The organism is Pontibacter sp. HSC-36F09, assembly GCF_024171605.1.
In the GTDB taxonomy this organism is placed as follows: domain Bacteria; phylum Bacteroidota; class Bacteroidia; order Cytophagales; family Hymenobacteraceae; genus Pontibacter.
This window is the reverse complement of sequence record NZ_JALKAA010000002.1, coordinates 647229-670252: the sequence shown is the minus strand read 5'-3', so window position 1 is coordinate 670252 and position 23024 is coordinate 647229. Positions and strand designations below refer to the sequence as shown.

The 23024-nt window shown below is 52.4% G+C and carries 21 protein-coding genes; 10 read left to right on the top strand and 11 right to left on the bottom strand.

The window, feature by feature from the left end:
* The first annotated feature begins 47 nt into the window (after positions 1 to 47).
* Positions 48 to 1547 (top strand): nicotinate phosphoribosyltransferase, encoded by a 1500-nt coding sequence (locus L1278_RS08900; RefSeq protein ID WP_253403000.1) that lies wholly within the window; start codon positions 48 to 50, stop codon positions 1545 to 1547.
* A gap of 14 nt (positions 1548 to 1561) precedes the next feature.
* Here L1278_RS08900 and L1278_RS08895 read toward each other — a convergent pair whose 3' ends face one another.
* Positions 1562 to 1852 (bottom strand): HNH endonuclease, encoded by a 291-nt coding sequence (locus L1278_RS08895; protein WP_253402998.1) that lies wholly within the window; start codon positions 1850 to 1852, stop codon positions 1562 to 1564.
* A 438-nt stretch (positions 1853 to 2290) separates the two neighbouring features.
* On the opposite strand from L1278_RS08895, the gene L1278_RS08890 reads away from it, so the two are divergent.
* Positions 2291 to 3547 carry an MFS transporter gene (locus L1278_RS08890; protein ID WP_253402996.1) on the top strand — a complete coding sequence of 419 codons (1257 nt, stop codon included), beginning with the start codon at positions 2291 to 2293 and terminating at the stop codon, positions 3545 to 3547.
* A 42-nt stretch (positions 3548 to 3589) separates the two neighbouring features.
* Here L1278_RS08890 and L1278_RS08885 read toward each other — a convergent pair whose 3' ends face one another.
* The 4 genes from L1278_RS08885 to L1278_RS08870 form a co-directional block, all read right to left on the bottom strand.
* Positions 3590 to 4021, bottom strand: a complete 432-nt coding sequence (locus L1278_RS08885; protein ID WP_253402994.1) for a response regulator transcription factor — start codon at positions 4019 to 4021, stop codon at positions 3590 to 3592.
* A gap of 10 nt (positions 4022 to 4031) precedes the next feature.
* Entirely contained in the window at positions 4032 to 4862 is an 831-nt protein-coding gene (locus tag L1278_RS08880; protein WP_253402992.1) for a sensor histidine kinase, read from the bottom strand.
* Positions 4859 to 5338, bottom strand: a complete 480-nt coding sequence (locus tag L1278_RS08875; RefSeq protein WP_253402990.1) for a hypothetical protein — start codon at positions 5336 to 5338, stop codon at positions 4859 to 4861. Before L1278_RS08875 ends, L1278_RS08880 begins: the two co-directional genes overlap by 4 nt.
* A gap of 179 nt (positions 5339 to 5517) precedes the next feature.
* Entirely contained in the window at positions 5518 to 5829 is a 312-nt protein-coding gene (locus tag L1278_RS08870; protein WP_253402988.1) for a hypothetical protein, read from the bottom strand.
* 112 nt (positions 5830 to 5941) lie between these two features.
* On the opposite strand from L1278_RS08870, the gene L1278_RS08865 reads away from it, so the two are divergent.
* Positions 5942 to 6739: a bifunctional 2-polyprenyl-6-hydroxyphenol methylase/3-demethylubiquinol 3-O-methyltransferase UbiG gene (locus tag L1278_RS08865; RefSeq protein WP_253402986.1), complete on the top strand. Its 798-nt coding sequence runs from the start codon at positions 5942 to 5944 to the stop codon at positions 6737 to 6739.
* Between the two features lie 518 nt (positions 6740 to 7257).
* Here the strand turns inward: L1278_RS08865 and L1278_RS08860 are convergent.
* A complete protein-coding gene (locus L1278_RS08860; protein WP_253402984.1) occupies positions 7258 to 8493 on the bottom strand; it encodes a lipase family protein in 1236 nt (411 codons plus the stop codon).
* Positions 8494 to 8734: 241 nt separating this feature from the next.
* On the opposite strand from L1278_RS08860, the gene trxA reads away from it, so the two are divergent.
* From trxA to L1278_RS08830, 6 genes are all read left to right on the top strand, one after another.
* On the top strand, positions 8735 to 9043 hold the full coding sequence (trxA, locus tag L1278_RS08855) for a thioredoxin (protein WP_253402982.1): 309 nt from the start codon (positions 8735 to 8737) through the stop codon (positions 9041 to 9043).
* A 178-nt stretch (positions 9044 to 9221) separates the two neighbouring features.
* On the top strand, positions 9222 to 9467 hold the full coding sequence (locus L1278_RS08850) for a hypothetical protein (protein ID WP_253402980.1): 246 nt from the start codon (positions 9222 to 9224) through the stop codon (positions 9465 to 9467).
* Positions 9454 to 9918, top strand: a complete 465-nt coding sequence (locus tag L1278_RS08845; RefSeq protein ID WP_253402978.1) for a DoxX family protein — start codon at positions 9454 to 9456, stop codon at positions 9916 to 9918. Before L1278_RS08850 ends, L1278_RS08845 begins: the two co-directional genes overlap by 14 nt.
* 23 nt (positions 9919 to 9941) lie before the next feature.
* Positions 9942 to 11813 carry a peptidase M61 gene (locus tag L1278_RS08840; protein ID WP_253402976.1) on the top strand — a complete coding sequence of 624 codons (1872 nt, stop codon included), beginning with the start codon at positions 9942 to 9944 and terminating at the stop codon, positions 11811 to 11813.
* A 156-nt stretch (positions 11814 to 11969) separates the two neighbouring features.
* Positions 11970 to 14285: a TonB-dependent receptor gene (locus L1278_RS08835; protein WP_253402974.1), complete on the top strand. Its 2316-nt coding sequence runs from the start codon at positions 11970 to 11972 to the stop codon at positions 14283 to 14285.
* Positions 14285 to 15100, top strand: coding sequence for a DUF4249 domain-containing protein (locus L1278_RS08830; protein ID WP_253402972.1), 816 nt, complete (start codon positions 14285 to 14287; stop codon positions 15098 to 15100). The genes L1278_RS08835 and L1278_RS08830 overlap by 1 nt, the downstream gene beginning before the upstream one ends.
* A gap of 97 nt (positions 15101 to 15197) precedes the next feature.
* Here the strand turns inward: L1278_RS08830 and L1278_RS08825 are convergent, their stop codons facing one another.
* The 4 genes from L1278_RS08825 to L1278_RS08810 form a co-directional block, all read right to left on the bottom strand.
* The gene (locus tag L1278_RS08825; RefSeq protein ID WP_253402970.1) at positions 15198 to 16013 is read right to left on the bottom strand and encodes a purine-nucleoside phosphorylase; all 816 of its coding nucleotides are present in this window, start codon (positions 16011 to 16013) and stop codon (positions 15198 to 15200) included.
* A gap of 604 nt (positions 16014 to 16617) precedes the next feature.
* On the bottom strand, positions 16618 to 18381 hold the full coding sequence (gene sppA, locus L1278_RS08820; RefSeq protein ID WP_253402968.1) for a signal peptide peptidase SppA: 1764 nt from the start codon (positions 18379 to 18381) through the stop codon (positions 16618 to 16620).
* A 630-nt stretch (positions 18382 to 19011) separates the two neighbouring features.
* Positions 19012 to 20280 (bottom strand): replication-associated recombination protein A, encoded by a 1269-nt coding sequence (locus L1278_RS08815; protein WP_253402966.1) that lies wholly within the window; start codon positions 20278 to 20280, stop codon positions 19012 to 19014.
* A gap of 84 nt (positions 20281 to 20364) precedes the next feature.
* Entirely contained in the window at positions 20365 to 21534 is a 1170-nt protein-coding gene (locus L1278_RS08810; protein ID WP_253402964.1) for an AI-2E family transporter, read from the bottom strand.
* Between the two features lie 79 nt (positions 21535 to 21613).
* Between L1278_RS08810 and L1278_RS08805 the strand changes: the two genes are divergently transcribed.
* Positions 21614 to 22516 (top strand): DMT family transporter, encoded by a 903-nt coding sequence (locus L1278_RS08805; protein ID WP_253402962.1) that lies wholly within the window; start codon positions 21614 to 21616, stop codon positions 22514 to 22516.
* Here the strand turns inward: L1278_RS08805 and L1278_RS08800 are convergent.
* Positions 22513 to 23016 (bottom strand): hypothetical protein, encoded by a 504-nt coding sequence (locus L1278_RS08800; protein ID WP_253402960.1) that lies wholly within the window; start codon positions 23014 to 23016, stop codon positions 22513 to 22515. The two genes, L1278_RS08805 and L1278_RS08800, sit on opposite strands and share 4 nt — an antisense overlap.
* Positions 23017 to 23024 lie beyond the last annotated feature (8 nt).

The window sequence follows — 23024 nt, the reverse complement described above, 5'->3', positions numbered from 1 at the left end:
CAATTGCCCAGACTTTCGTTTTTTACAAAATCATCAACACACAGAACATGACAACCCTCCAGCAACTATACCGCAGTTCCCTTTCCCTCCTGACCGACCTCTACCAGCTCACCATGGCCTACGGCTACTGGAAGGAAGGTATAGCGGAGCGTGAAGCCGTTTTTCACCTCTATTTCCGCAAGGCGCCTTTTAAAGGAGGTTATACGGTAGCAGCAGGACTGGCCCATGTGGTGGAGTATCTGCAGCAGCTGCAATTCACGGAAGAGGACCTGGCTTACCTGGGCAGCCTGCGCGGCGGCCAGAACGAGCCGCTGTTTGAGCAGGCTTTCCTGGATTATCTGCGCGACCTGCGCTTTACCTGCGACGTGGATGCCATACCGGAGGGAAGCGTCGTGTTTCCGAGCGAGCCGCTGATCCGGGTGCGCGGACCGCTCCTGCAGGCGCAACTCGTGGAAACGCCGCTGCTTACAATCGTGAACTTTCAGACACTGATCGCAACCAAAGCGGCCCGCATCAAAGAGGCAGCCAAAGATGATCTGGTAAGTGAGTTCGGGATGCGCCGTGCCCAGGGTATAGACGGATCGCTGGCCGCTGCCAGAGCCGCTTATGTGGGCGGCGTGGATGCCACCTCCAATTTGCTGGCCGGCAAACTGTTTGGCATTCCGGTGAGCGGCACCCATGCCCACAGCTGGGTACAGGCATTTGAGAGCGAAGCTGACGCCTTTGAAGCCTACGGCAAAGCCTTCCCCCATGACTCGGTGTTTCTGGTAGACACCTATAATACACTGGAAGGCGTGCGCCACGCCATTGGGGTAGCCAAAAAGCTGTATGCTACTGGTTTTAAGCTTAAGGGCATCCGACTGGACTCCGGCGACCTGACCTACCTCAGCATCGAGGCCCGCAAGCTGCTCGACGAAGCAGGCATGACCGATACCAACATTGTAGCCAGCAACGACCTCGACGAGAACATTGTCACCAGCCTCAAACAGCAAGGTGCCAAAATCAATGTCTGGGGAATCGGTACGCAGTTGGTGACGGCTTATGACCAGCCGGCGCTGGGCGGGGTGTACAAGCTGGCGGCTTTTAAACAGGAGAACGGGGAATGGAACTATACCCTGAAACTGTCGGAGCAACTCGAAAAAACCTCTAACCCAGGTATACAGCAGGTGCGCCGCTTTTACGATGAACATGGATTTGTGGGAGACATGATCTTCAACGAAGCTGAACCACTTCCAGAAAAAGTGCTCATCGTGAATCCGCTCGACAATACCCGCCGCAAAGCAGTTCCGGAAGGCACTCCTTACAAAGACCTGCTGCAGCCTGTGCTCGCCAAAGGAAAACTTGTGCAGGAGCTGCCCGACCTGAAAGCCATCCGGGAGCACCGCAAAGAGGAAATCGGCAAACTGCACGAAAGCATCCGCCGCCTGCTGAACCCGCACAGCTACCCGGCCGGTCTGGAGGCAGGCTTCCAGCAGTTCAAGACCAACCTGGTGCTGGCCATCCGCGAGAAAGGTGAGGCTGCATTGAAAGCACGGCAGGCACACTAGCAAGCACTATACCTTTAGCGTTTGCGGCCACGCCTGTTGTAGATGCGCTCAACGCGCTTGCTACGTACCCATTTAAGGTATTTCTGCAGGTCTTCGGCTTGCTGCAGCGCAGGTATAGAATTGTACTGCAGGGCCAGTTCGCGATTGCTAAAGGTCAGGTGCAGGGTGCTGTGACAGGGCTGGCACAGCTCGGCCGTGGCGCCGTAGCGCCCCCCCTCCTCGCGGGGCACCAGGTGGTGTCGCGTAAGGTACTGCACCTCCCGGCCGCAGAGTTCACAAACCAGTTCCTCCTCTTTCTTTGCCATACCGTTTCTACTTTGTGTACAGGCTCGCTGTTACATGCTAGCCTTGGTTCGGTCGGATAATGCTATAGCGCGGTCGTCCGTAGGTGAGTGTATTTTCAGTCTGCATACCCTATCCACAACACACTTTGCCAGTTTAAAACATTTGTGCCACTCCCAAGGTTTACAAGTCTTGTACCCAGTAAGTATCAACCACTTCCAGCCACACTCACCTGCTGGTTTGCATGAATAGCGAAGTATCTGCTGAGCAGGTATAGCAATTGGGAGTTGAATCGCGTATACACAAGGTTTTTGGTTAGAATCAGACATTATGCCTGCATCGACGAAACGTTCACCTTTTGTGGTACTCAAAATGCAAAGCAAACAGAAATAAAATTTACCGCTAAGCAGACGCAAATTATTAGTACATTGGCGCCCTGTTTTGATTTCAATGTTTAAACTATGAAAAGATTTCAGGATAACAATCCTGCTCCGATAACCGCTTCCGTTCAGGAGGCCCTGGTGCCGAAAGATCAGATTCGGGAAGGCCTGTTGATCTTTTTGCTGGCAGCCATCCAGTTCACGCACATGATGGACTTTGTGATCATGATGCCGCTCGGGCCGCAGCTGATGCGAGTCTTCAACATCTCCCCCCGGGAGTTTGGCTTGCTCGTGTCGGCCTATACCTTTAGTGCGGCCATCGCCGGTTTTGTGAGCGCCCTTTTCATTGACCGCTTCGACCGAAAGCATGCCTTGCTGGCGTTGTATGTTGGCTTCATAGTGGGAACGTTGGGTTGTGCTATTGCTCCTAACTATGGGTTGCTACTACTGGCCAGAGTGGTAGCTGGCGGATTTGGCGGTGTTTTGGGCGCACTGGTGCTGGCCATTATCGGCGATGCCATACCTGAACAGCGCCGGGGGGCGGCTACCGGTCGCGTGATGGCAGCGTTCTCGGTGGCTTCAATCGCCGGTATACCGGTCGGGCTATACCTGGCCAGTGAGATGAGCTGGCACGCTCCTTTTTACCTGCTCGTGGGCCTCAGTGTGATTATCCTGCTGGTGGCAGTTCGCTTTCTGCCGGCCATGCGCGGGCACCTGACCAATGCCAGACCCGGCAATCCGTTCCGTGCCCTCAAGGCGATGGTGGTGCAGCCTAACCTGCAGTGGGCCATGGCCCTCACCGTTACCCTCACCATGGCTGGCTTCCTGGTGGTGCCCTTCATCAGTCCGTATATGGTGGCCAACGTGGGCTTTTCGGAGCGTGACCTGAGCTACATCTACTTGTTCGGCGGTCTGGCTACAGTCTTTACTTCGCAGTGGGCGGGGCGCCTAGCGGATAGGTATGGCAAGCACCTCATTTTCCGGTGGGCTGCCATTCTCTCCATCATCCCGATTTTGCTCATCACCAACCTGCCCCCAGTGGACATGGTGCTGGCACTCATTGTCTCCACGTTTTTCTTTATCCTGTTTGGAGCCCGTTTTGTACCGGCCATGTCACTGGTTACTTCCAGCGTGGAGCCGGAGCTTCGTGGCAGTTTCATGAGCATCAACTCTTCGGTACAGCAGTTGGGGGCAGGTATAGCGGCTTTTGTGAGCGGTCTTATCGTGCAGGAAACAGCCAGTGGCACGCTCACGCACTACAACTGGGTGGGCATTATGGCGAGTGTGGTCACGGTGGTGGCCGTGTGGACCGTGAGTCGTATCCGGACGGTAGGCTGACAGGTATAGAAAAAGCCGCTCGTAAGGGCGGCTTTTTTATTTCTATCGTAGCGTTCGTTGCGAGAAATAATTCGGAGAGAATACCGGGTAATGTGTTTTACCGTTCCGTAGCAATTGGAGCACCTCGCGCAGCTCCTCAGGGTCGGCGCTCTTGAGCAGGTAACCGTGCACGCCTTCGTCGAGCAGTTTCTTCACCAGCTCTTCTTCCCCATACATCGACACGATCAGGATCTTTACTTTGCGGTATTTGCTGAGCACGTAGCGGGCCACGGCAATGCCATCCATATCAGGCATCTCGAGGTCCAGCATGATGATATCCGGCAGGTTGCCTTCTATTTTCTCAAGCAGTTCTGCTCCATTGGCCGCATCACTTATCACCGTGATCTCCTCGAAATTCTTCAGAATCTCGATTACGCCCTTCCTGAAAAGGGTATGATCATCCGCTATGGCAAGTGTGAGTGGCTGCAGCTCCATAAAGTAAAGCTTAAGTTAGCAAACCAAAGTTATAAATAATAACGATAATATATGCAACAGGGACAACTATTTCAGCCTTTATACCTGCGCCCAGCTTTGAAAAGAAGTTAATGGCACCGTTTAGCAGGTCCACGCGGCTCTGCATGTTCTTCAGTCCCAGACCGCTGCTTCCCCCTCCCGCATCCAGAGTAGCGTCGTAGTTGAATCCCTTGCCATTGTCGGTATAGCGGAGGGTCAGCTTATCGTCTTCGTGGTGCAGGTTGATCGTGATCAGACTCGCCTCGGCATACTTCAGGGTATTGTTCACAAGTTCCTGCAGAATGCGGAACAGCAGCAATTCCTGCCGTGCTTCGAGCCGGAATTTTTCGAGGTTGTGAGTGAATTTCACTTCGAGGCCACTGTCAGGTGGTACCGAGTGCACCAGGCTGTTGATGGCCTGCACCAGCCCCATTTTGTCGAGTACTACTGGCAGCAGATCGTGCGAGATGCGGCGAACACTGTGTATCGCTTCGTCGAGCAGTTCTTTGGAACGTTGGGCAGTTTCAGCGGCTGCTTCATTTTCAGCACACTTGCGCTCTACCTGGCCAATATTGAGCCGGATGAGAGCCAGCATACCGCCTACTTCGTCGTGCAGGTCGCGGGCTACGCGGCGTCGCTCTTCTTCCTGCGCGTCAAGGGCTGCCTCCAACATTTGTCGCTGGCGCAGTTGCTGCAGTTCGCGCAGGTGCTCCTGGTGCTGCAGCATGCGCCGCTGGTAGGCAAACACGAACACGATAATGCCAATAGCAAGCACCAGCAGTACCGGGGTGATGATGAGTAAAGGAGTCAACGTTTCTATCATGCGGCCATTCTTTTTAGCACGAATCCCTGCCCCGCGTTAAACAAAATATTCAGTATAAAGACAACGGAAAGGCAGATGCGTGCAGCATCGTGCGATACTTCCAGCGCCTGGTTGAACAGGGCACTTGCCATGCTGGTTCCGGCGTAGTAAATCAGGATGGTACAGCTCAGCAAAAACAACGGATCGCGATCCAGGTATACCGTCTTCATGTCGTTCGCTATTTTATAAAAATAGGAAATGGCCAACACAATTATAAAAGAGTTAGAGGCCAAACGCGCGAACGTATTATTTTTCTCCAAGCCCTCCAGTCCAAAAGCATCAAAAATACTGACCATCAATAGCAAAGCAAATCCAGCAAGAACCAGCTTTTTGGAGCGAACATTTTCGAAAGCATGGTAGTAAATTGCGGTGATTATTCCTGCTGCCAGCGGTGTGTAAACATGGGACATCCAGAGGTTATTGCGCGTCCCAATCATAATTGATATCTTTTGAGAGGCCTCACCTACTACACCCAAAACCGCAAGCAGCAAAAGCAACTTGAAAAACACCGACGCATGCTTTCTAAACAGAAACAGCCCAATCAGAAAGGGTATAAGCGTACTGTAAATCGATACTTGCCTGAGCCAGGGATAAATATTTTGAATAAAGAATTCCATTAGCCAGCTAATTCGCTGCTAACTGAACAGTCAGGAGGGCATGGACTTGACAAGTCCAGAATCAGGCCTTCTGTCATATCATTTCCTTCGGCATCCGTACCTACCAGCAGCAGTTGCTGCTGTCCGTTATCATCCAGGGCATAATAGATCCGCATCGCCACACACCTCTCCTGGTCGAGGAGCTGCTTAACAGTTTCCGCTCCAAACAGATGGGAGTTGGTTTTGCCCCGGCCAGCCGCTCTGTAGTTGGCTGTCCATTTCTTTGCCTGGTCACGGTCTATCGGACCGCCCTCTTTCCCTGTGATATTCATATAGAATGGTTTGTTCGTATGTAAGAATAAATGTAAATATAGGAAATTTTACATAAAGTAATTTATCGTATTTTTATCTTTTAACTAATCAAACATTTCACACAGAGACGGGATGGAACAGGAATATTTTGAAGCGAACAGACAGGCGTGGAATCTGCGCACTGCCGTGCACAAGGACTCTGCTTTCTATGATGTTGCCGGGTTTAAAGCCGGAAAGTCCAGTCTCAACGCCATTGAGCTGGAAGAGTTGGGGCCCGTTGCTGGCAAGCGCCTGCTACACCTGCAGTGCCACTTCGGGCAGGACACCCTCTCTTGGGCCCGACTGGGTGCCGAAGCCACTGGCATAGACCTGTCGGACGAGGCAATTAAAGAAGCGGAGAAACTCAACCGGGAGCTTGGGCTGAATGCCCGCTTTGTGTGCTCTAATGTGTATGATCTGAAAGAAAACCTGCAGGGGCAATTTGATATCGTGTTCACCTCCTACGGGGTGATCGGCTGGCTGCCCGACCTAAACCGCTGGGCCGAAGTGATCGCGCATTTCCTGAAGCCGGGCGGCACGTTCTACATGGCCGAGTTCCACCCGGTGGTGTGGATGTTTGACAACGACTTTACGCAAGTGCGATACCCCTACCACAACACTCCTGAGCCCATTATAGAAGAGCAGACGGGCACCTACGCCGAGCCCGATTCTCCGATCAGGTATAAGGAATATTCCTGGAACCACAGCCTGAGCGAAGTCATCACGGCGTTGCTGAATCAAGGGCTGAAACTGGAGCTTTTCCACGAATTTCCCTACTCGCCTTACAATTGCTTCAGCCACATCGTACAGGGCCCCGACGGCTACTGGCGCATCCAACATTTGCAAAATATGATTCCGATGGTGTATAGTTTGAAGTGTACGAAGGTATAGGGTTTGGACGGTTGGTATCCGCTACACCTAAGGGGACTTCCGGCCGTTTCCAGTTCAATCAGGTATAAGCTTCGTAGTTACTGTTTAGCTATACCGGTCGAACCACCTCTGCCCCTCCTTATCCAAGAAGGGAAGCCTGTAATTACTACTTCTCAGGTGTAAGTCATATAGTGAGCGTCACACCCCTGACAGGTATAGCAAGTCTAACTTGCCCCTTCAACTATTCAACAGATTACTTGTGCCAGGTGCACTTTATGACACTCCACTGTTCGAGCGGTCAGCGAGTGGGGGTAGGGGCCCTCGATTTGGAGCGTCTTGATTTTTTTGCTACTGGGGGTAGGGGCCCTCTTTATTTTCATCAAGGAAAAAAGTGAGGCCCGCCCGGCTAGGGCAAGCTATAAAACAATACTAGTTCCTATACCCGCAACGGCAGCAGCAATTCCACTTGTATGATGCACTGGCGAAGCAATTAAACATCACTAGTTGCTATACCTGCAACAGTCACTTGCAAAGTACTTTTATGGATTCGCTCTAAACAACTGCATCCAGGGGATCAAATCGGTGAGCATGGGAATCAGGCTGCTGCCGTGCGTGCCATTTTGAATAGGTATAAGCTCCAGATTAGGGGCACCGGCCGCCTTCATACGCTCGTACGTTTGCTTCGAATTAGCATAAGGTACAATTACATCAGCAGTGCCATGGTAAAGGCGCGTCGGGCTTTGCGGTACCCAGCTGTTAAAGCTATTTTCCTGCAGGGCCTTTTTGAGTGCCTGCTCGCCATCGCTACGGAGCCCTTCCAGAAAGGAGGTAGTAAATAATTGCTCTGTCTGGGTGGTCAGCTGTTTGTTGATGGCGCCACCGCTGTGCTGCCCATTGAACATGGTTGCCAACCGGGTGGCGTAGGGGTCTTGGTAAAAATCAGTGAGCGGGCGATTCCATTCGTAGGTTTTGTTGTAGCTCATCAGCACATAGGCCAGGTAAGCCGGATAGGTATAAGGCTTGCCCGCCACCACATCGGCCAGCATTTCGGTCAGGTCGTAGCCGCCGGCTCCTGCGCCAGACGCGGTGATCTTCAGGCCATGCTGCGGATTGGTCTCAATCTCCTTTTGCGCAGCCAGTGTTACATAGCCACCTTCCGAATAGCCCGCCAGAAACAGCTGGCCATTGTCGGTTATACCTTCCTGTGCGTACAGCGACTTGGCTGCCTTGATCAGATCGACCACGGCTATACCGGATGACTGCTGATGATAGTAGGGGTGCAAAAGCTGCCTGGAGGCTCCGAAACCCAGGTAGTCAGGTATAAGGGTGATGTAGCCACCGGAGGCGAAAACCTCAAAGCCCGTCAGGCCACCACTCATGGCAGAGGGCGCTTCGTCATGCTCGAAGATGGTGCCGTGCTGCACGCTCAGTACCGGAGCCGGCGCAGTAAGGTTCATTGGCAGCGCGACCAGCCCGGAAGCTTCCGTTTCTCGTCCCTGGAAGGTGGTCCGGTAATTCACCTTGTAGATCGCCACATCGTACCTGATCTGACTCTGGAAGCTACCCGCATAGGCGCCTGCCAGCTGTTTGAGCGCGGCAGCAGACAGGGTGCCCACCTTCTCAGATGATATAAGCAGATCGCGCTCGGCCACGTCTTCAGGTATAGCCGCATCGCTTTTGCTGCAGGAACTGAGTTGTAAAGTGACTGGTAAGATAAGGACGGCAATCGCCAGGGTGCTGATCCATTGTCTCAGCGTATATTTCAGGTTCGTCATGTGCTTTGGGAAAGACTTTTACCTACTAATAAGCAACCCGCGCTGTCTATAGTTCCCGGTTGACAAACCAAGGTATAGCAGCGCCTCACGCGAGGGCTAAGCGAAAAATTGAATCATGTGTGGTAGGGCAAATCGAACTCTAGCGATGGTACACTAGCAAGGTATAGGAACCGGTCTGATCGGTCTGAACAATTTATCTTTTAGCTTTGCACTCCGTAAATACAGATTAAACAAGAGAACTATGGCAAAGAAATCATTCGCTGAACTGATAAAGAGCCCGGGTATGCCGGTACTTGTGGACTTTTACGCCGACTGGTGCGGTCCCTGCAAAACGATGAACCCTGTGGTAGAGCAGCTGGCCCAAGATTTTTCGGGCAAGCTGAAGGTCATCAAAATAAACGTGGACAAAAACCAGGCAGCCGCCCAGCAGTACCGCGTGCAGGGGGTGCCTACTTTTATGCTATTCAAAAACGGGCAGATCGTTTGGAAACAGGCGGGCGCCGTGCCGGGTCATCAGCTTAGCCAGATCATACAGCAGCACACCAGCTGATCAGGTATAGCATACCTGGTATACTTAAAACGCAGAGGCTCTCTTAGATCAGGAGAGCCTTTTGTTTTGCAGGTATAGCTGATACACTTTCGGCATCCTTAAAAAAATTTGAACACCGAAGCAGCCTTTTGTCCTTAAAAAGCATCTATAGGAAAGACAACGCCACAGAAAGAAAAAAATGAAAAGTGCCATTGCTGTTTTCTTCGCTTCCCTTATCTCCGGCGCCCTCAGCTTCGCCGACTTCCGACCTGCTGTTTCGGATCTGGTGCAGATCCTCACCGGGGTGCAGCTCTGCCAGGAAAACACACTGGAACCCCAACAGCAAAAGGACTGCAACACCGACGAAAAACCAGGAGAGCAGCGCTTATACCTGATCTCTGATATGAATAGCACGCAGAACTTGCGTTGCGATGAGGCAGCCTAAGATCAGGGACCCATTTACGTTCTTTAAGCGCCATAGGGCCTATGGCGTGGTGTTTTTGCGCTTTGCCATGGGCGTTTTCCTGATCTATGGCGTGCAGGACAATGTATTTAGCTGGGAGCGTATGCTCGAGTTCCGGGACTTTCTACAGGCGCATGAGGTGCCCCTTCCCCTGCTGGCCGCCCACCTCTCTGTCTATACCCAGTTTCTGATCGGCCTGATGCTCCTGCTGGGTTGGGGTGTTCGGATAGCCGGTCTGCTGCTCGTCATCAATTTCACGGCCGCCATCCTCATCGTGCACATCGGCCAGTCATTCCCGCAATACTATCCGGCTGCCGAGCTTATTTTCGCAGGTTTCTTTTACCTGTTCAACGGTGCCGGTCCCCTATCTGTCGATTCTTTCTTAGAGAGAAGGCAAGCACAAATCCAAAAGCAGCCCGTGCCCGTTAACTAGTTGTTAACTCACGTCCGCATTACATGAAATTAACCAAAACGATCCTGCTCCTGCTGCTCAGCCTGCATTTTGGCTGCTCTTCCGTTGCCACACAGTCGAGTTCAGAACCTCGCTATTCCGTCGCCATCGACCTCACGCAAGTCAAAGGCGACAAGGTGCCGGTCAGCCTGCGCCCACCGGCCATCAAGCAGGGCGAGGCGATCTATAACATACCCAAGATCGTACCCGGCACTTACTCCGTGTCTGATTTCGGCAAGTTCGTGTCAGAGTTTCAGGCGCTGGACAAGCAGGGCAAACCATTGCCAGTCGAGCGCATCGACACCAACCGCTGGCGCATCTCGGAGGCACAGAACCTGGATAAAATTACGTATTGGGTAGACGACACCTTCGATGCAGCCCGACGGCAGGACGTAGTGTTTGAGCCGGGCGGCACCAACATCGAAGAAGGCCAGAATTTCCTGCTCAACCCATTCGGTTTCGTCGGTTATTTCGATGGACTCAAGCAGGTGCCTTACGAACTCACTGTGACCAAACCGGCTGGTTTTTATGGCTCCACGGCGTTGCAGGCCACTTCCAGCACCGCCACCACCGATACCTATAACGTACCCAATTACGTGGAGCTGGCCGATTCTCCGCTCATGTACAACAAACCTGATACGACGGTGCTCAGTTTGGGCGAAACCGAAGTACTGGTATCCGTTTACTCCCCAACCGGTAGCGTGACCTCTAAGCCCATTGCCGATAACATCCGCGACATTCTGGAGGCGCAGCGCAGCTACCTCGGCGGCACACTGCCTGTCGACAAGTATGCCTTCCTGATCTACGTACCGGAGCGACCGGGCAAATCAGGCTCTTATGGGGCGCTCGAGCACTCCAACTCCTCGGTATATTATCTGCCCGAAATGCCCGAAGAGCGTTTCAACAGCACCATGCGCGACGTAGCTGCGCATGAGTTTTTCCATATCGTGACACCGCTCTCCATCCAATCCGAAGAGATTCACGATTTCGACTTCATCAACCCCCGCATGTCGAAGCATCTGTGGCTTTATGAGGGCGTGACGGAATATTTTGCCTCGCATGTGCAGGTACACGAAAAGCTGATTTCGGTGGATGAGTTCATGCTGAAGATCCGGGAGTACATTTTCAGCTCCATGGCCTTTAACGACACCCTGCCTTTCACGGAGATGAGTGCCAAGGTGCTGGATGAGTACGAAAATCAGTATGGCAACGTGTACCAGAAGGGTGCACTGATCGGGATGGCGCTGGACATACAGCTGCGCGATCTATCGGATGGCAAATACGGGCTGGTGAACCTGATGCAGGACCTGGCCAAAACCTACGGCAAAGGCAAACCCTTTAAAGACGACGAGCTCTTCGATAAAATAGCCGAGCTCACCTACCCTGAGATACGGACCTTTTTTGCCCGCTACGTGGAAGGAAGCGAGCCACTGCCTTTAAAGGAGTTGTTTGAAAAAGTTGGTGTGAAGTACGAGCCGGTAGCCGTGCAACTGGTCAACTCCTACGGGGGCTTTGTGCCGGGTTATGATCGCGAAGCCGATAAGATCACGGTGGCCGAAGCAGATGACATGGACGAATTCGGGAAGCAGATGGGCTTCAAGGAGGGAGACCAGTTACTGGCTTTCAATGGCAAGGAAGTCACCCCGATGAACATCCGCGACATCATAGGCGAAGAGCTGCAACAGGCCAAGCCCGGCAGCAAAATAGAGATCACGGTAGGCCGCAAAGACGCCAAGGGCGTTGTAAAACCCAAAAAACTCACGGGTAAGGTAACTGCCGTTAAGCGCGAGGTACTGCACCTGCTCGAGCCTGTAGAGTCGCCAACCGAAAGGCAGTTTCGCCTGCGCGCGGCCTGGCTGAACGAGACCCTGCCTTAATCACTATACCTAAACGGAACATTTTAACTATACGGCTGTTTATTAGAGTAAAATCGCCTTAAATGATCTGACAATGATCGTTTTACCGGGGCAGATCAGGTAATTTATGTACCTTTGTACCTGATTTTCAAAGCCCTCAGTTTTAAATTTAGTTAGATGCGCTTACCAGCTTTTGCTGTATACCTTTTCTGCCTACTCAGTCTCGTTGCCACCGATGTGTTTGCTCAAAGCACCTATACCATTAGTGGCTATGTGCGGGGTACCGGCAACGAAGACGCACTGATCGGGGCTACTGTATCAGTTCCGGAGTTGCGCATAGGCGCTGCCACGGATGCCCGCGGTTTCTATACGCTGCAGCTGCCGGAGGGCAGCCATACCTTGCAAGCCACTTACATCGGCTACGAACCGATCTCCCGCATCATCGAGGTCACAGACCGGAACCTGACCATCAACTTTGCCTTGCTGCCTGCCAACAGCCAGTTGCGCGAAGTCGTGATCGAGGCCAATTCCCTGCAGCAGAAACTCACTGCCAGCCAGATGAGCGTCGAGACGCTGACCACGCGGGAGGCCAAACTGCTGCCGTCCCTTTTTGGAGAGGTCGACCTGATCAAGACGCTGCAGCTCAAGCCCGGGGTACAATCCGGGGGCGAAGGCGCATCGGGTCTGTACGTGCGCGGCGGCGGGCCGGACCAGAACCTGGTGCTGCTGGATGATGCCGTCGTGTACAATGCCTCCCACCTGTTCGGTTTCTTCTCGGTGTTCAACCCGGATGCCGTCGAAAGCGTGGACCTCTACAAAGGGGGCTTTCCAGCGCAGTTTGGCGGCAGGCTCTCTTCGGTGTTGGATGTGAAGATGCGTGAAGGCAACAAAGAGCGCATCGGCGTAACCGGCGGCATTGGCCTGATTGCCTCCCGCCTGACCGTGGACGGGCCGATCGTGAAAGACAAGTCCTCCTTCATCCTCTCCGGCCGGCGCACGTATGTGGATGTGTTCACGCGCCAGATCAACCGCCTGCAGGAGGGCAAAAAAGACTTTAACCCTATACCTGACTATTACTTCTACGACCTCAATGGCAAAGCAAATTACAAGCTGGGCGAGAAAGACGAACTGTTCGTAAGCGGCTACTACGGGCGTGATTTCTTTGGCTTTAACGACGCTGATTTTGAGTTTGGCTTCGACTGGGGCAATAAGGTGGGTGCCCTGCGCTGGCAGCACAAGTTCAACCCGCGCTTTCAGGTAAACACCACGCTTTCGGGCAGCAGCTACCAGTACAACGTCAGCAACAAGATCGACGTGTTCAGCTTCAACCTGACCTCCGACATCCGTGACGTGGCCCTGAAAACGGACTTCAGCCTGATCCTGGACAAAGGCCATACCTTGCAGTTCGGCGCTATGGCCACCAAGCACAACTTTACCATCGGCCGCCTCAACTTCGACTCGGATGATGACAGGCAGAGTTTCAGTGCAGGCAACGATTACGAGGCCACGGAAGCAGCAGCGTACATCGCCGACGATTTTCAGGTGAACAGCCAGCTTTCGCTCAACTACGGTCTGCGGCTCTCTGCCTTTAACAGCGGCGGCAAAACCTATGGCGCTCTGGAGCCGCGAGCCTCTGCGAGGTATAGCCTGAGTGAGCGTACTTCCCTGAAGACCAGTTATGCCAGCATGATGCAGTACATTCACCTGGTGGCCAACTCCGGTGCCTCGCTGCCGACCGATATCTGGTATCCTTCCAACGACTACGTGAAGCCGCAGCGCTCGCAGCAGGTGGCCGCAGGTATAAGCCATCTTTTCGGTGGGGGCCGCTATATGGTCACCAACGAATTGTACTACAAGTGGATGCACCGCCAGATCGACTTCCGTGACGGCGCCAATCTGTTTGTGAATGACAACCTGGAAGAGGAGTTTCTGTTCGGCAAAGGCGAAAGCTACGGCAATGAGGTATACCTCGAAAAGATAAAGGGACGCACAACGGGCTGGGTGGGCTATACCTTGTCGTGGAGTTACCGCCAGTTCGACGGAATCAACGAGGGCCGCCGCTTCCCGACCCGCTACGATCGTCGCCACGATGTAAGTGTGGTCGTGTTGCATGAATTGAGCAAACGCATCCACCTGACCGGCGCTTTTGTGTACGGTACCGGCAACGCCTATTCGCTGCCAGTGGCCCGCTTTGCCTTTCAGGATGTGCAGGGCAAGGGAGCCACTGTGGTGCCTGTGTACAGCGACCGCAACAGCTTCCGGCTGGCCGCTTTCCACCGCCTGGACCTGGGGCTGGTACTCAAGCTCAAGCCGAAGCACGGCGAGGCCGACCTGACCTTCAGCGCCTATAACGCCTATAACCGCCGCAACCCGTACTTTGTGTATTTTGAACAGGTGAAGGACGAGGACGACAACGAAACGCTCGGCTTCCGGGCCAAGCAGGTGTCACTGTTCCCGGTTATACCTTCTGTTACTTATAATTTCAAGTTCTGATGAAGACCAGACGCACGATCTATACCTTGCTGATGCCCCTGCTTTTACTGCTTGCCTCCTGTGACCTGGAACAGGAAGTGGAAGTGAAGCTGCCGCCCCATGAATCGCAGTTGGTGGTGGAGTGTTACCTGGAGCCCGGCAAAACGCTGCGGGCTGTGGTGCTGGAGAGCGTGAGCTACTTCAACGACCCGGAACTGCCGCTCGTGCCCGATGCAGAGGTTTTTATAACGCATAAGGGCAGAACAATCAAGCTGCCTTTCAGTCCTGTTCAGAACAAGGAGACCGGCAAGTACTTTACCCACCGCCATAGCGAGATACTGAACTTGCAACCGGGTGATGTGGTCACACTGGAGGTAAAAGACAGTAAAGGGCGCCATGTGACAGGCACCACCACGATCATGGGCCAGGTTCCGATCGAGGCAGTAGAGTGGAAGTTCAATGAAAAGAACAAAGCCTATTTGCTCACTTCTTACCAGGACGATCCAAATACTGAGAACTTTTACCGCTACATGGTGAACCGTGACAGCCTCTCTAACTCCTCCCAGCGCGACTTCATATCCAGCGACCGGCTCACCAACGGGCAGCGCGTATCTTACGGCTCGGGCTATGAATACGAGGAAGGCGACACGCTGGTCGTTTCGCTCTTCCACATCGAACAGCAGTACTACGACTTCCTGGGCTCCGTTTCAGATGCCCGCAATGCGAACGGCAACCCTTTTGCGCAGCCTTCCCGCATTGTGTCTTCGGTGAAAGGCGGCATCGGTATTTTCACGAATCTCTCTTACAACCGCAAGACGGTGGTGATCGAAAAATAGCACAGAAACTGTATAAGGTTTCTTAAAACAAGCAGGGGTAGCCAAATTGGCTACCCCTGCTTATTGCTTTTGTGCCTTCGCACTAGTGTTTACAAAATTACTGCTGACGAACCATTTCTTTGATCAGCATGGTCATTCGTGGTTCGGCTACGGCGGCGGCTTCCAGAATATCGGCCAGGTTCACCTTCTTGATACGATCGGGCGTACCCATATCCGTGATCACAGAGATGCCGAAGATCTTCATGCCCATGTGACGGGCAGCAATGGCCTCCGGCACCGTCGACATGCCCACGGCATCAGCCCCGATTCGGGAAATATAGGTATACTCTGCTAACGTTTCCAGCATCGGGCCGGGCACACTCGCATAGACGCCTTCCTGCAGCGTGAAGCCGGCATCTTCCGCTATCACCATGGCCTGTCGCACCATCTTCTCGTCATACACTTCGCTCATATCCGGGAAACGAGGTCCCAGTTCGTCTAAATTCGGACCGATCAGCGGGTTAGACGGCTGCAGGTTGATGTGGTCGGTGATCACCATCAGATCAGAGGTGTTGAAAGCAGGATTCAGGCCACCGCTAGCGTTGGAAATGAAGAGCTTATTAACGCCCAGCAACTTCATGACACGCACCGGATGCACTACCTGGTTCATGGTATAGCCCTCGTAGTAATGGAAGCGTCCCTGCATCACGATCACACGACGTCCGGCCAGCGTACCAAAAGCCAAACGACCGGTATGGCTCTCTACCGTCGAAACCGGGAAGTGCGGAATATCGGCGTAGTCAAGTCTGTGTTCTATCTCAATTTCTTTGATCAAAGCACCCAGGCCTGTGCCCAGTATAATTCCGAACTCAGGTTGAAAATTGCCTGTCTTTTCCTGAATAAAAGAAGCGGACTCTCGTAATTGCTGCATCATATCGTTCATCGTTTTTTATGCTGTATTTAGGTTCGCGAAATAGGGCATTTATTCTGAGAGAATAAATGATTTTCATCATGTGGTGGTACCAAAGGTTTTGTACCGCTTTAGTTGTGCCTGGTTCTTAGCCACTTCAATTTCTCAGGTATAGCCCTATTGCACCAGTAACATTCCACTGGCAGGTATAGAAAAAGTAACTTGCCACTTCTACTATGAAACAAACAGCCTTAGCCAGGTGCACCTTTGTGACTACCCACTGTTCGAGCGTTCAGCGAGTTTGGGGAGTCTTGACCTTTTTGCTTACTTTTTGTGTCAAGACAAAAAGTGAGTGCCCTCCGGCCAGGGCAAGCAATGAAGCAACTCAAGTAGCTATACCTGCAATAGCAGTTACTACAAAGCAAAGTAAACTATACCTACCTATACCTGAGCCAGAGGCCCCACTATAACAGTCACGAGCGTGGACGCTCGCGCCATTAAATAAACCTCCCCCGCTATACCTGCAAGTTGCAAAAAATGGCTCAGTCCTGAAACAGAAAGCCCACTAGTCTGCACCAGCGGGCTCTCAGATATTAAATCAGCAGCAGGCTATACCTGCCTATAATCTTTAATGGATCGTCAGTTCATACGGCATACGAGTTTGTATACCTTGCATGTTTTCCACTTTCTTGTACATGTTGTACATAGGGTATAGCTGACCTAGCTCAGCCTTCACAGCACGTTCTTTTACCTGCGAACCAGCCTCACCCAGCATCTCTTCGAAGAAAGTCTTACGGCGCGGCAGCTCTTTGATGCGGTAATCATCTTCTATACCTACACGGGCAGCGGCAATTTCGATGGCTTTTTCCAAGCCACCGTGCACATCCACCAGGTTGCGCTCCTTGGCTTCTATACCTGACCACACACGGCCCGAAGCAATTTTCTTCAGGTCGTCCTGCGACATGCCACGGCCGTCAGCTGCTTTTTGGGTAAATACTTCGTAGATCTTATTGATCTCGCGCTGCACGATTTCTTTCTCGAAAGGCGTCATGGCACGGGTAACAGTCGGCAGGTCTGAGTGGTTGCCTGTGCTTACGCGGTCCACCGTGATGCCCAGCTTGTTTTTGAAGAAACCTTCGAAGTTCGGAACGATGCCAAACACACCGATACTGCCTGTGATGGTGTTCGGGTGCGCCACAATTGTATCGCAACCCATAGCCATGTAGTAACCGCCGGAGGCAGCCATGTCAGACATGGAGGCAATCACGGGTTTCACCTTACGGGTCTCCTGGATTTCGCGCCACATCACATCAGACGCCAGCGCGCTGCCACCCGGTGAGTTGATGCGGAGTACCACAGCCTTCACGTTTTTGTCCATACGGGCATTGCGGATCGCTTCTGCATAGCGTGTGCTACCGATCTGGTCGTCATCACCTTCACCGTCCACAATGTCGCCTTCCGCGTAAATCACGGCAATGCGATTTTTAGCGGAGCCACTCTTTTCCGCGTCTTTCACCTTTTTGTACTTGGCAAGGCTAACCAACTGCAGCTTTTTGTCAGCTTCTACACCAACTTGCTCTTTCATGTAATCTATAGCTTCGTCGTAGTAGCCAATATCAGTGGCCAGTCCATGTGTTTTGGCGTCTTCCGCTTCACGAACCAACACTTCATCCGATACTTTTTTCAGTTCCTCATACGTCTTGCCGCGAGCCTCAGCGATTTTGCGCAGTTGGTAGTCGTTGATCGAGTTCAGGAAAGAAGTCATCTGCTCCCGGTTGGCTTCGCTCATCTTGTCGAGGAAGAAAGGCTCTACCGCACTCTTGAAATCGCCAACTTTAAAGATTTCAGGCTTGATATCGAGTTTTTCGAGGGTGCCTTTGAAGAAGAACACCTCAGAGCTGATGCCGTTAAACTCCAGCGTACCCAGTGGGTTCAGGTATATTTTGTCGGCCACAGAAGAAAGGTAGTAAGCTTTCTCGTTGGTCATATCGCCGTAAGACACAATGAATTTGCCTGACTCCTTGAAGTCGATCAGTTCATCACGAATCTCTTCCAGTTTGCCCATACCGGCATCCACGAAGCGCATGTTCAGGAAGATGCCTTTTACATTGTCGTCTGTTTTGGCACGGCGAATAGAGGCTTTGATCTGATCTAATCCGTCGCCGCTACTCATCGAGAAGAAGCCAAAAGAGAGGTCACCGAAGGGGTTCTCCTGCTCACGTTCCACGATGGCTTTGTCCAGTTTAAGCTCCAGCACGGAGTTTTCGGCTACCGTGATATCGCCCTTGGAGGCTGATGCCGCAATGATGCCGACCATAATCAGGAGGCCCAGAAAGAAAAATATGAACAGGCCAAGGATGGTCGCCAGTACATATCGGAGGAAATTCAACATAGGTTCTAGTTAGGGTTAAGGTTCTGTTTTAAAGGTATCAGGAAATACTGGTCCCTGCATACAATAAACAAAAATAGCGCTTAAAGTTCAATACCAAACCCCATTAAACAGCAATCTCGACCAATCGGGCCTTTTCATAGACTAATTGAATGGTTGATGGTTGAAAGGTTAAATTGTTGGGAGAACAATTAACTTGAGCGAATTGGACAAGTACGCCGGTGCGCAAATCGGACAGGTATAGCCCGACAGGTCGCGACCTGTCCCTACAAGTATAGGCATAATTTGCAAATGGCTTTTTAAAAGGCTCTTCGGGACATGGATCCTAGGAAGAGCCAGTGTTCCCCTTATCCTGATGTAGTTATCCCTTTGCTATACCTGTCTGATCTTTGATTTATACTTTCCGGTGAAATACTTGGGAACGTCTGAAAATTCTCCGCCCCAGTAGGGTTTCATATCCAGGTAGCGTCTGCGGAAATAGAGCATCACTATTCCCGAAAGGAAAAGATACGCTCCTCCATATCTATACCCCAAATGCCGCCAAACCAGAAAGCAGACAATTTGCAGCACCAATAAAATCACGAAAACAGTTCTGTTCATTTGTCGAATCTTAAACTCCTCAACTCCCAAACTCTAATACCGGTACTTCTTGGCCCACTGTGCCTGCAGTTGCTTGAGCAGGTCGCGTTCGCGGGCGTTGTTGCCGGGCTGGTAAAGGGCGGTGTTGGTGAGTTCCTGCGGCATGAACTCCTGCTGCACAAAATTGCCTTCGTAGTCGTGGGCATACTTGTAGTTGTTGCCGTACCCGATCTCTTTCATCAGTTTAGTCGGGGCGTTGCGGATGTGCAGCGGAACAGGTAGGTTGCCGGTTTGCTGCACCAGTTGGCGGGCCTGTTTGATGGCTTTGTAGCTGGCATTGCTCTTCGGTGAAGTCGCCAGGTATACCGTGCACTGCGAAAGAATGATTTCCGCCTCCGGATAGCCGATCATCTGCACTGCCTGAAAGCAGGAAGTTGCCATGAGCAGCGCGTTGGAGTTGGCCAGTCCGATGTCTTCGGAAGAGGCGATGAGCAATCGACGGGCAATGAATTTTGGATCTTCGCCGCCCTCGATCATGCGGGCCAGCCAGTAAACAGCCGCATTAGGGTCGGAGCCGCGGATGGACTTGATGAAAGCCGAAACCAGATCATAATGCATCTCACCCGACTTGTCGTACATCACGATGTTCTGCTGGGCCACCTGCTTCACCAGTTCGTTGGTCACCACCACTTCGTCGGATTTTATACCTTCAGCAACGATCTCGAGCAGGTTCAGCAGCTTGCGGGCATCGCCACCCGAAATGGTCAGCAGCGCTTCGTATTCTTCTATCCGCACCTTGCGGTGGCGCATCCACTCGTCCTGCTCCAGCGCTTTGTCAACCAGTTCGATGAGTTCGTCTTTGGTGAGGTGTTTGAGAATGTATACCTGGCAGCGCGACAACAAGGCCGATATCACCTCAAAGGAAGGATTCTCGGTCGTAGCGCCCACTAAAGTCACGGTGCCTTTTTCCACAGCGCCCAGCAATGCGTCCTGCTGCGACTTGTTGAAGCGGTGAATCTCGTCGATGAACAGCACCGTGCCCTGCCGCTTTTTGGCCTGCTCAATCACTTCCCGGATATCCTTCACGCCCGCATTAATGGCACTCAGCGCCACAAAAGGCACTTTCATTTGGTTGGCGATGATGTTAGCCAGCGTAGTTTTACCCACGCCCGGAGGTCCCCACAAAATCATGCTAGGTATAACCCCGCCTTCGATGTAGCGGCGCAGGATGCCATCCGGCCCTACCAGGTGCTTTTGTCCGTAATACTGGTCCAGGTTGTGTGGCCGCAAGCGCTCGGCCAAAGGTACGTTCGGGTGATTCATCTGCTCTTTTTCTCTCTTCGAAATTCGTTCTAAACAAAGTTACGAATTTGAGGGCAAAGCTGACGGACTGAATTAGTGTATCTCCTACCTCTTCGTCTCCTCCTCTTTTTCTCCTTCATGCGGCGGCTCTATCTCGTTTTCCTTCTCGAGTTTTTGCCTGATGGCTTTCGTGTTCCAGCGCAGCACCGGAACTTCCATGGGGCTGCGGGAAGGACGCTCGTCACCAAACAGCACACCCCACTGCTTGAACTGATCTGTTCTGTCAAACACCACTTTCAGCACCGCAATAATCGGGAGCGACAGGAACATGCCTGCTATACCTGCTATCTCGCCGCCCACTACCACACCCACGATGGTGGCGAGGGCATTGATCTTGACCTTGGAACCCACGATGCGGGGCATCAGGATGTTGTTATCCAGGAACTGCACACCGGCAATGGTACCCAACACCACAAAGATCGGCCAGATATCAGGTGACGAGGCCAGCGTGAGCAGCACCCCGATGATGTTGCCCAGCAGCGCGCCCACATAGGGTATCAGGTTGAGAAAAGCGAAGATAATTCCGATAAGCAGCGCGTGCTTAATACCGATGATCATCAGAAGGCCGCCGAGCAGCACCGTCATGTAGGTTACCTGTATGAGCAGGCCGAACAGGTAGCTCTTGATGATCACCTGCATCTCGCGCAGTATCTCCTCCACTTTCTCGTGGTTATCGCGGGGGAACCACAGGAACACAAAGCGCAGCAGGAGGTTCCGGTAAAAGAGCAGCAGGAAGATGTAAATGGGCAACAGGCCCAGGAAGATCAGAATACCCGTAACGCCCCCAGCCACACCGCCCAGCAGGGTACCGGCATAGGTCAGTAGGTTGTTACTCTGCTCTTTAACGAAATTGATCTGTTCCTGAGAAGAAAAGGGTGTATTGCTCCCAACCCATGTGCTCAGCGCGTTCAGGTGGTTCATCACGTTTTTCTGGATGGTCGGGAAATCACGTATCAGCACGCTGATCTGGGAGGAGAAAAACCATACAATGCCGCCCAGCACCACAATCATCGCCAACAAGCTCAGGCCAATGGCTACCGCCTCCGGCATCTTACTGTTCCTGAAAAAACGGTATACCGGCAGCAGCATGATGCTGATGAAGAATGCCATGAGCAGGGGTGCCAGCAATCCCTTTCCCAATACTATTATCCAGCCCAGAAAAAACAGTCCTGTTATTTCGATGGCTCTTCTCACCGTTAGAGGTATTTGATTCATGTAGTAGTGTAGCTTGAGCGTATGGGTTTTAGTTGCCTCCTTATACGGTACAAACCGATTAAGCACGTAATTTTGCGGCATGAATAAACAGGTACAGGTGCACGCCTCACTTTTTCTGGTGGCACTTATCTATGGTAGTAATTACAGCATCGCCAAAGAGGTGATGCCTGAGTATGTTGGCCCATTCGGATTAATCCTGATCCGGGTGGTGTCGGCGGCACTTTTCTTTGGCATTTTTGCCCGCCTCGTGGTGAAGGAGAAGATTGTGGGTCGTGCTGACAACATCCGGGTAATTCTGTGTGGGGTGACCGGTGTGGCCGTCAACCAGCTGTGCTTTTTTGGCGGCTTGAACCTGACTGCTCCGATCAATGCGGCGCTCCTCATGGTGATTGTGCCGGTGGTGGTGCTGGTTTTTTCGGCCCTGCTGCTGCGGGAGCGCATCGGCAAGCGGAAGGTGTCAGGTATAGCCATGGCCTGTGTGGGTGCTTTTCTGCTCATTTATACCTCGCAGGGTGGACAGGCTACTGGCAACCTGTGGGGTGACCTTCTCATCATCCTGAACGCCACGTCTTTTGGCCTGTACCTGGTGCTGGTAAAGCCGCTGATGCAGAAGTACCAGGCCATTACCATTGTGAGCCGCATCTTTACGGTAGGAGCCGTGCTGGTGATTCCGTTTGGCTGGCAACAGCTCATGGCGCCTGAATACAACGCGTTTCCAGTGTCGATCTGGCTGGCTATTCTGTTCATGGTCTTTGCGGTCACTATCGTGGCCTACCTGCTCAACACCTGGGCGCTACGTTACGCCAATCCCTCGTTGGTTGGTGCTTACATATACCTGCAGCCCGTGATGGCTATCCTGATTGCAATTGGGGTAGGCAAAGATGTGTTCACGCTGCAAAAGGCGATCTATGCGCTCCTGATTTTTGCAGGGGTATACCTGGTGAGTAGAACGAAGCAAAACGTCATTAAAGAAGCAGCCTAAGGCATGTAGCTTTCTTCGGGCAGGTCGGTGGTGCTGTGCGAGACTGGCACCCGCTGCAGTAAGGTATACTGAAAGTCTACGGAGTCGCTTTTAACAGGCCTGGCATGCATCACAGCGATGCTATCGCCTTCGTGCAGGGTATAGTAAAAGTTGCCTTGTCCGGCCCACCAGCCACCGCAGGCCGAGAGCGCCTGGCGTGGTACCCCAAAGGAAGTGAACATCTGCGGCGCGATGACGGAGCAGGTATACACCGTATCGATCACATACTGCATCTCCATTTGACTCAGGTATACCACAGCTAACGGATTGTCATCATCGGCATTCTGGATTTCCTCGCACTGCAGGTCGGCCTTTACCCATGTGTTTACATCTGAGCTTACGTTTTCCTGTTCAAGCCGCTCATACTGTTCTTCCTCTTGTTGGCTGCAGGCCACGAGCGTGCATAGGTATAGGGCAAATATGAGGCGGAGCTTCATGCGGTGCAGTTTTGTCGGATTCAAAGGTATAA

What these genes read in the sequence shown, in the direction of transcription:
- L1278_RS08900 (WP_253403000.1), top strand. Translation starts at nt 48, where the DNA reads ATGACAACCCTCCAGCAACTATACCGCAGTTCCCTTTCCCTCCTGACC.
- L1278_RS08895 (WP_253402998.1), bottom strand. Translation starts at nt 1,852, where the DNA reads ATGGCAAAGAAAGAGGAGGAACTGGTTTGTGAACTCTGCGGCCGGGAG.
- L1278_RS08890 (WP_253402996.1), top strand. Translation starts at nt 2,291, where the DNA reads ATGAAAAGATTTCAGGATAACAATCCTGCTCCGATAACCGCTTCCGTT.
- L1278_RS08885 (WP_253402994.1), bottom strand. Translation starts at nt 4,021, where the DNA reads ATGGAGCTGCAGCCACTCACACTTGCCATAGCGGATGATCATACCCTT.
- L1278_RS08880 (WP_253402992.1), bottom strand. Translation starts at nt 4,862, where the DNA reads ATGATAGAAACGTTGACTCCTTTACTCATCATCACCCCGGTACTGCTG.
- L1278_RS08875 (WP_253402990.1), bottom strand. Translation starts at nt 5,338, where the DNA reads ATGATTGGGACGCGCAATAACCTCTGGATGTCCCATGTTTACACACCG.
- L1278_RS08870 (WP_253402988.1), bottom strand. Translation starts at nt 5,829, where the DNA reads ATGAATATCACAGGGAAAGAGGGCGGTCCGATAGACCGTGACCAGGCA.
- L1278_RS08865 (WP_253402986.1), top strand. Translation starts at nt 5,942, where the DNA reads ATGGAACAGGAATATTTTGAAGCGAACAGACAGGCGTGGAATCTGCGC.
- L1278_RS08860 (WP_253402984.1), bottom strand. Translation starts at nt 8,493, where the DNA reads ATGACGAACCTGAAATATACGCTGAGACAATGGATCAGCACCCTGGCG.
- trxA (WP_253402982.1), top strand. Translation starts at nt 8,735, where the DNA reads ATGGCAAAGAAATCATTCGCTGAACTGATAAAGAGCCCGGGTATGCCG.
- L1278_RS08850 (WP_253402980.1), top strand. Translation starts at nt 9,222, where the DNA reads ATGAAAAGTGCCATTGCTGTTTTCTTCGCTTCCCTTATCTCCGGCGCC.
- L1278_RS08845 (WP_253402978.1), top strand. Translation starts at nt 9,454, where the DNA reads ATGAGGCAGCCTAAGATCAGGGACCCATTTACGTTCTTTAAGCGCCAT.
- L1278_RS08840 (WP_253402976.1), top strand. Translation starts at nt 9,942, where the DNA reads ATGAAATTAACCAAAACGATCCTGCTCCTGCTGCTCAGCCTGCATTTT.
- L1278_RS08835 (WP_253402974.1), top strand. Translation starts at nt 11,970, where the DNA reads ATGCGCTTACCAGCTTTTGCTGTATACCTTTTCTGCCTACTCAGTCTC.
- L1278_RS08830 (WP_253402972.1), top strand. Translation starts at nt 14,285, where the DNA reads ATGAAGACCAGACGCACGATCTATACCTTGCTGATGCCCCTGCTTTTA.
- L1278_RS08825 (WP_253402970.1), bottom strand. Translation starts at nt 16,013, where the DNA reads ATGATGCAGCAATTACGAGAGTCCGCTTCTTTTATTCAGGAAAAGACA.
- sppA (WP_253402968.1), bottom strand. Translation starts at nt 18,381, where the DNA reads ATGTTGAATTTCCTCCGATATGTACTGGCGACCATCCTTGGCCTGTTC.
- L1278_RS08815 (WP_253402966.1), bottom strand. Translation starts at nt 20,280, where the DNA reads ATGAATCACCCGAACGTACCTTTGGCCGAGCGCTTGCGGCCACACAAC.
- L1278_RS08810 (WP_253402964.1), bottom strand. Translation starts at nt 21,534, where the DNA reads ATGAATCAAATACCTCTAACGGTGAGAAGAGCCATCGAAATAACAGGA.
- L1278_RS08805 (WP_253402962.1), top strand. Translation starts at nt 21,614, where the DNA reads ATGAATAAACAGGTACAGGTGCACGCCTCACTTTTTCTGGTGGCACTT.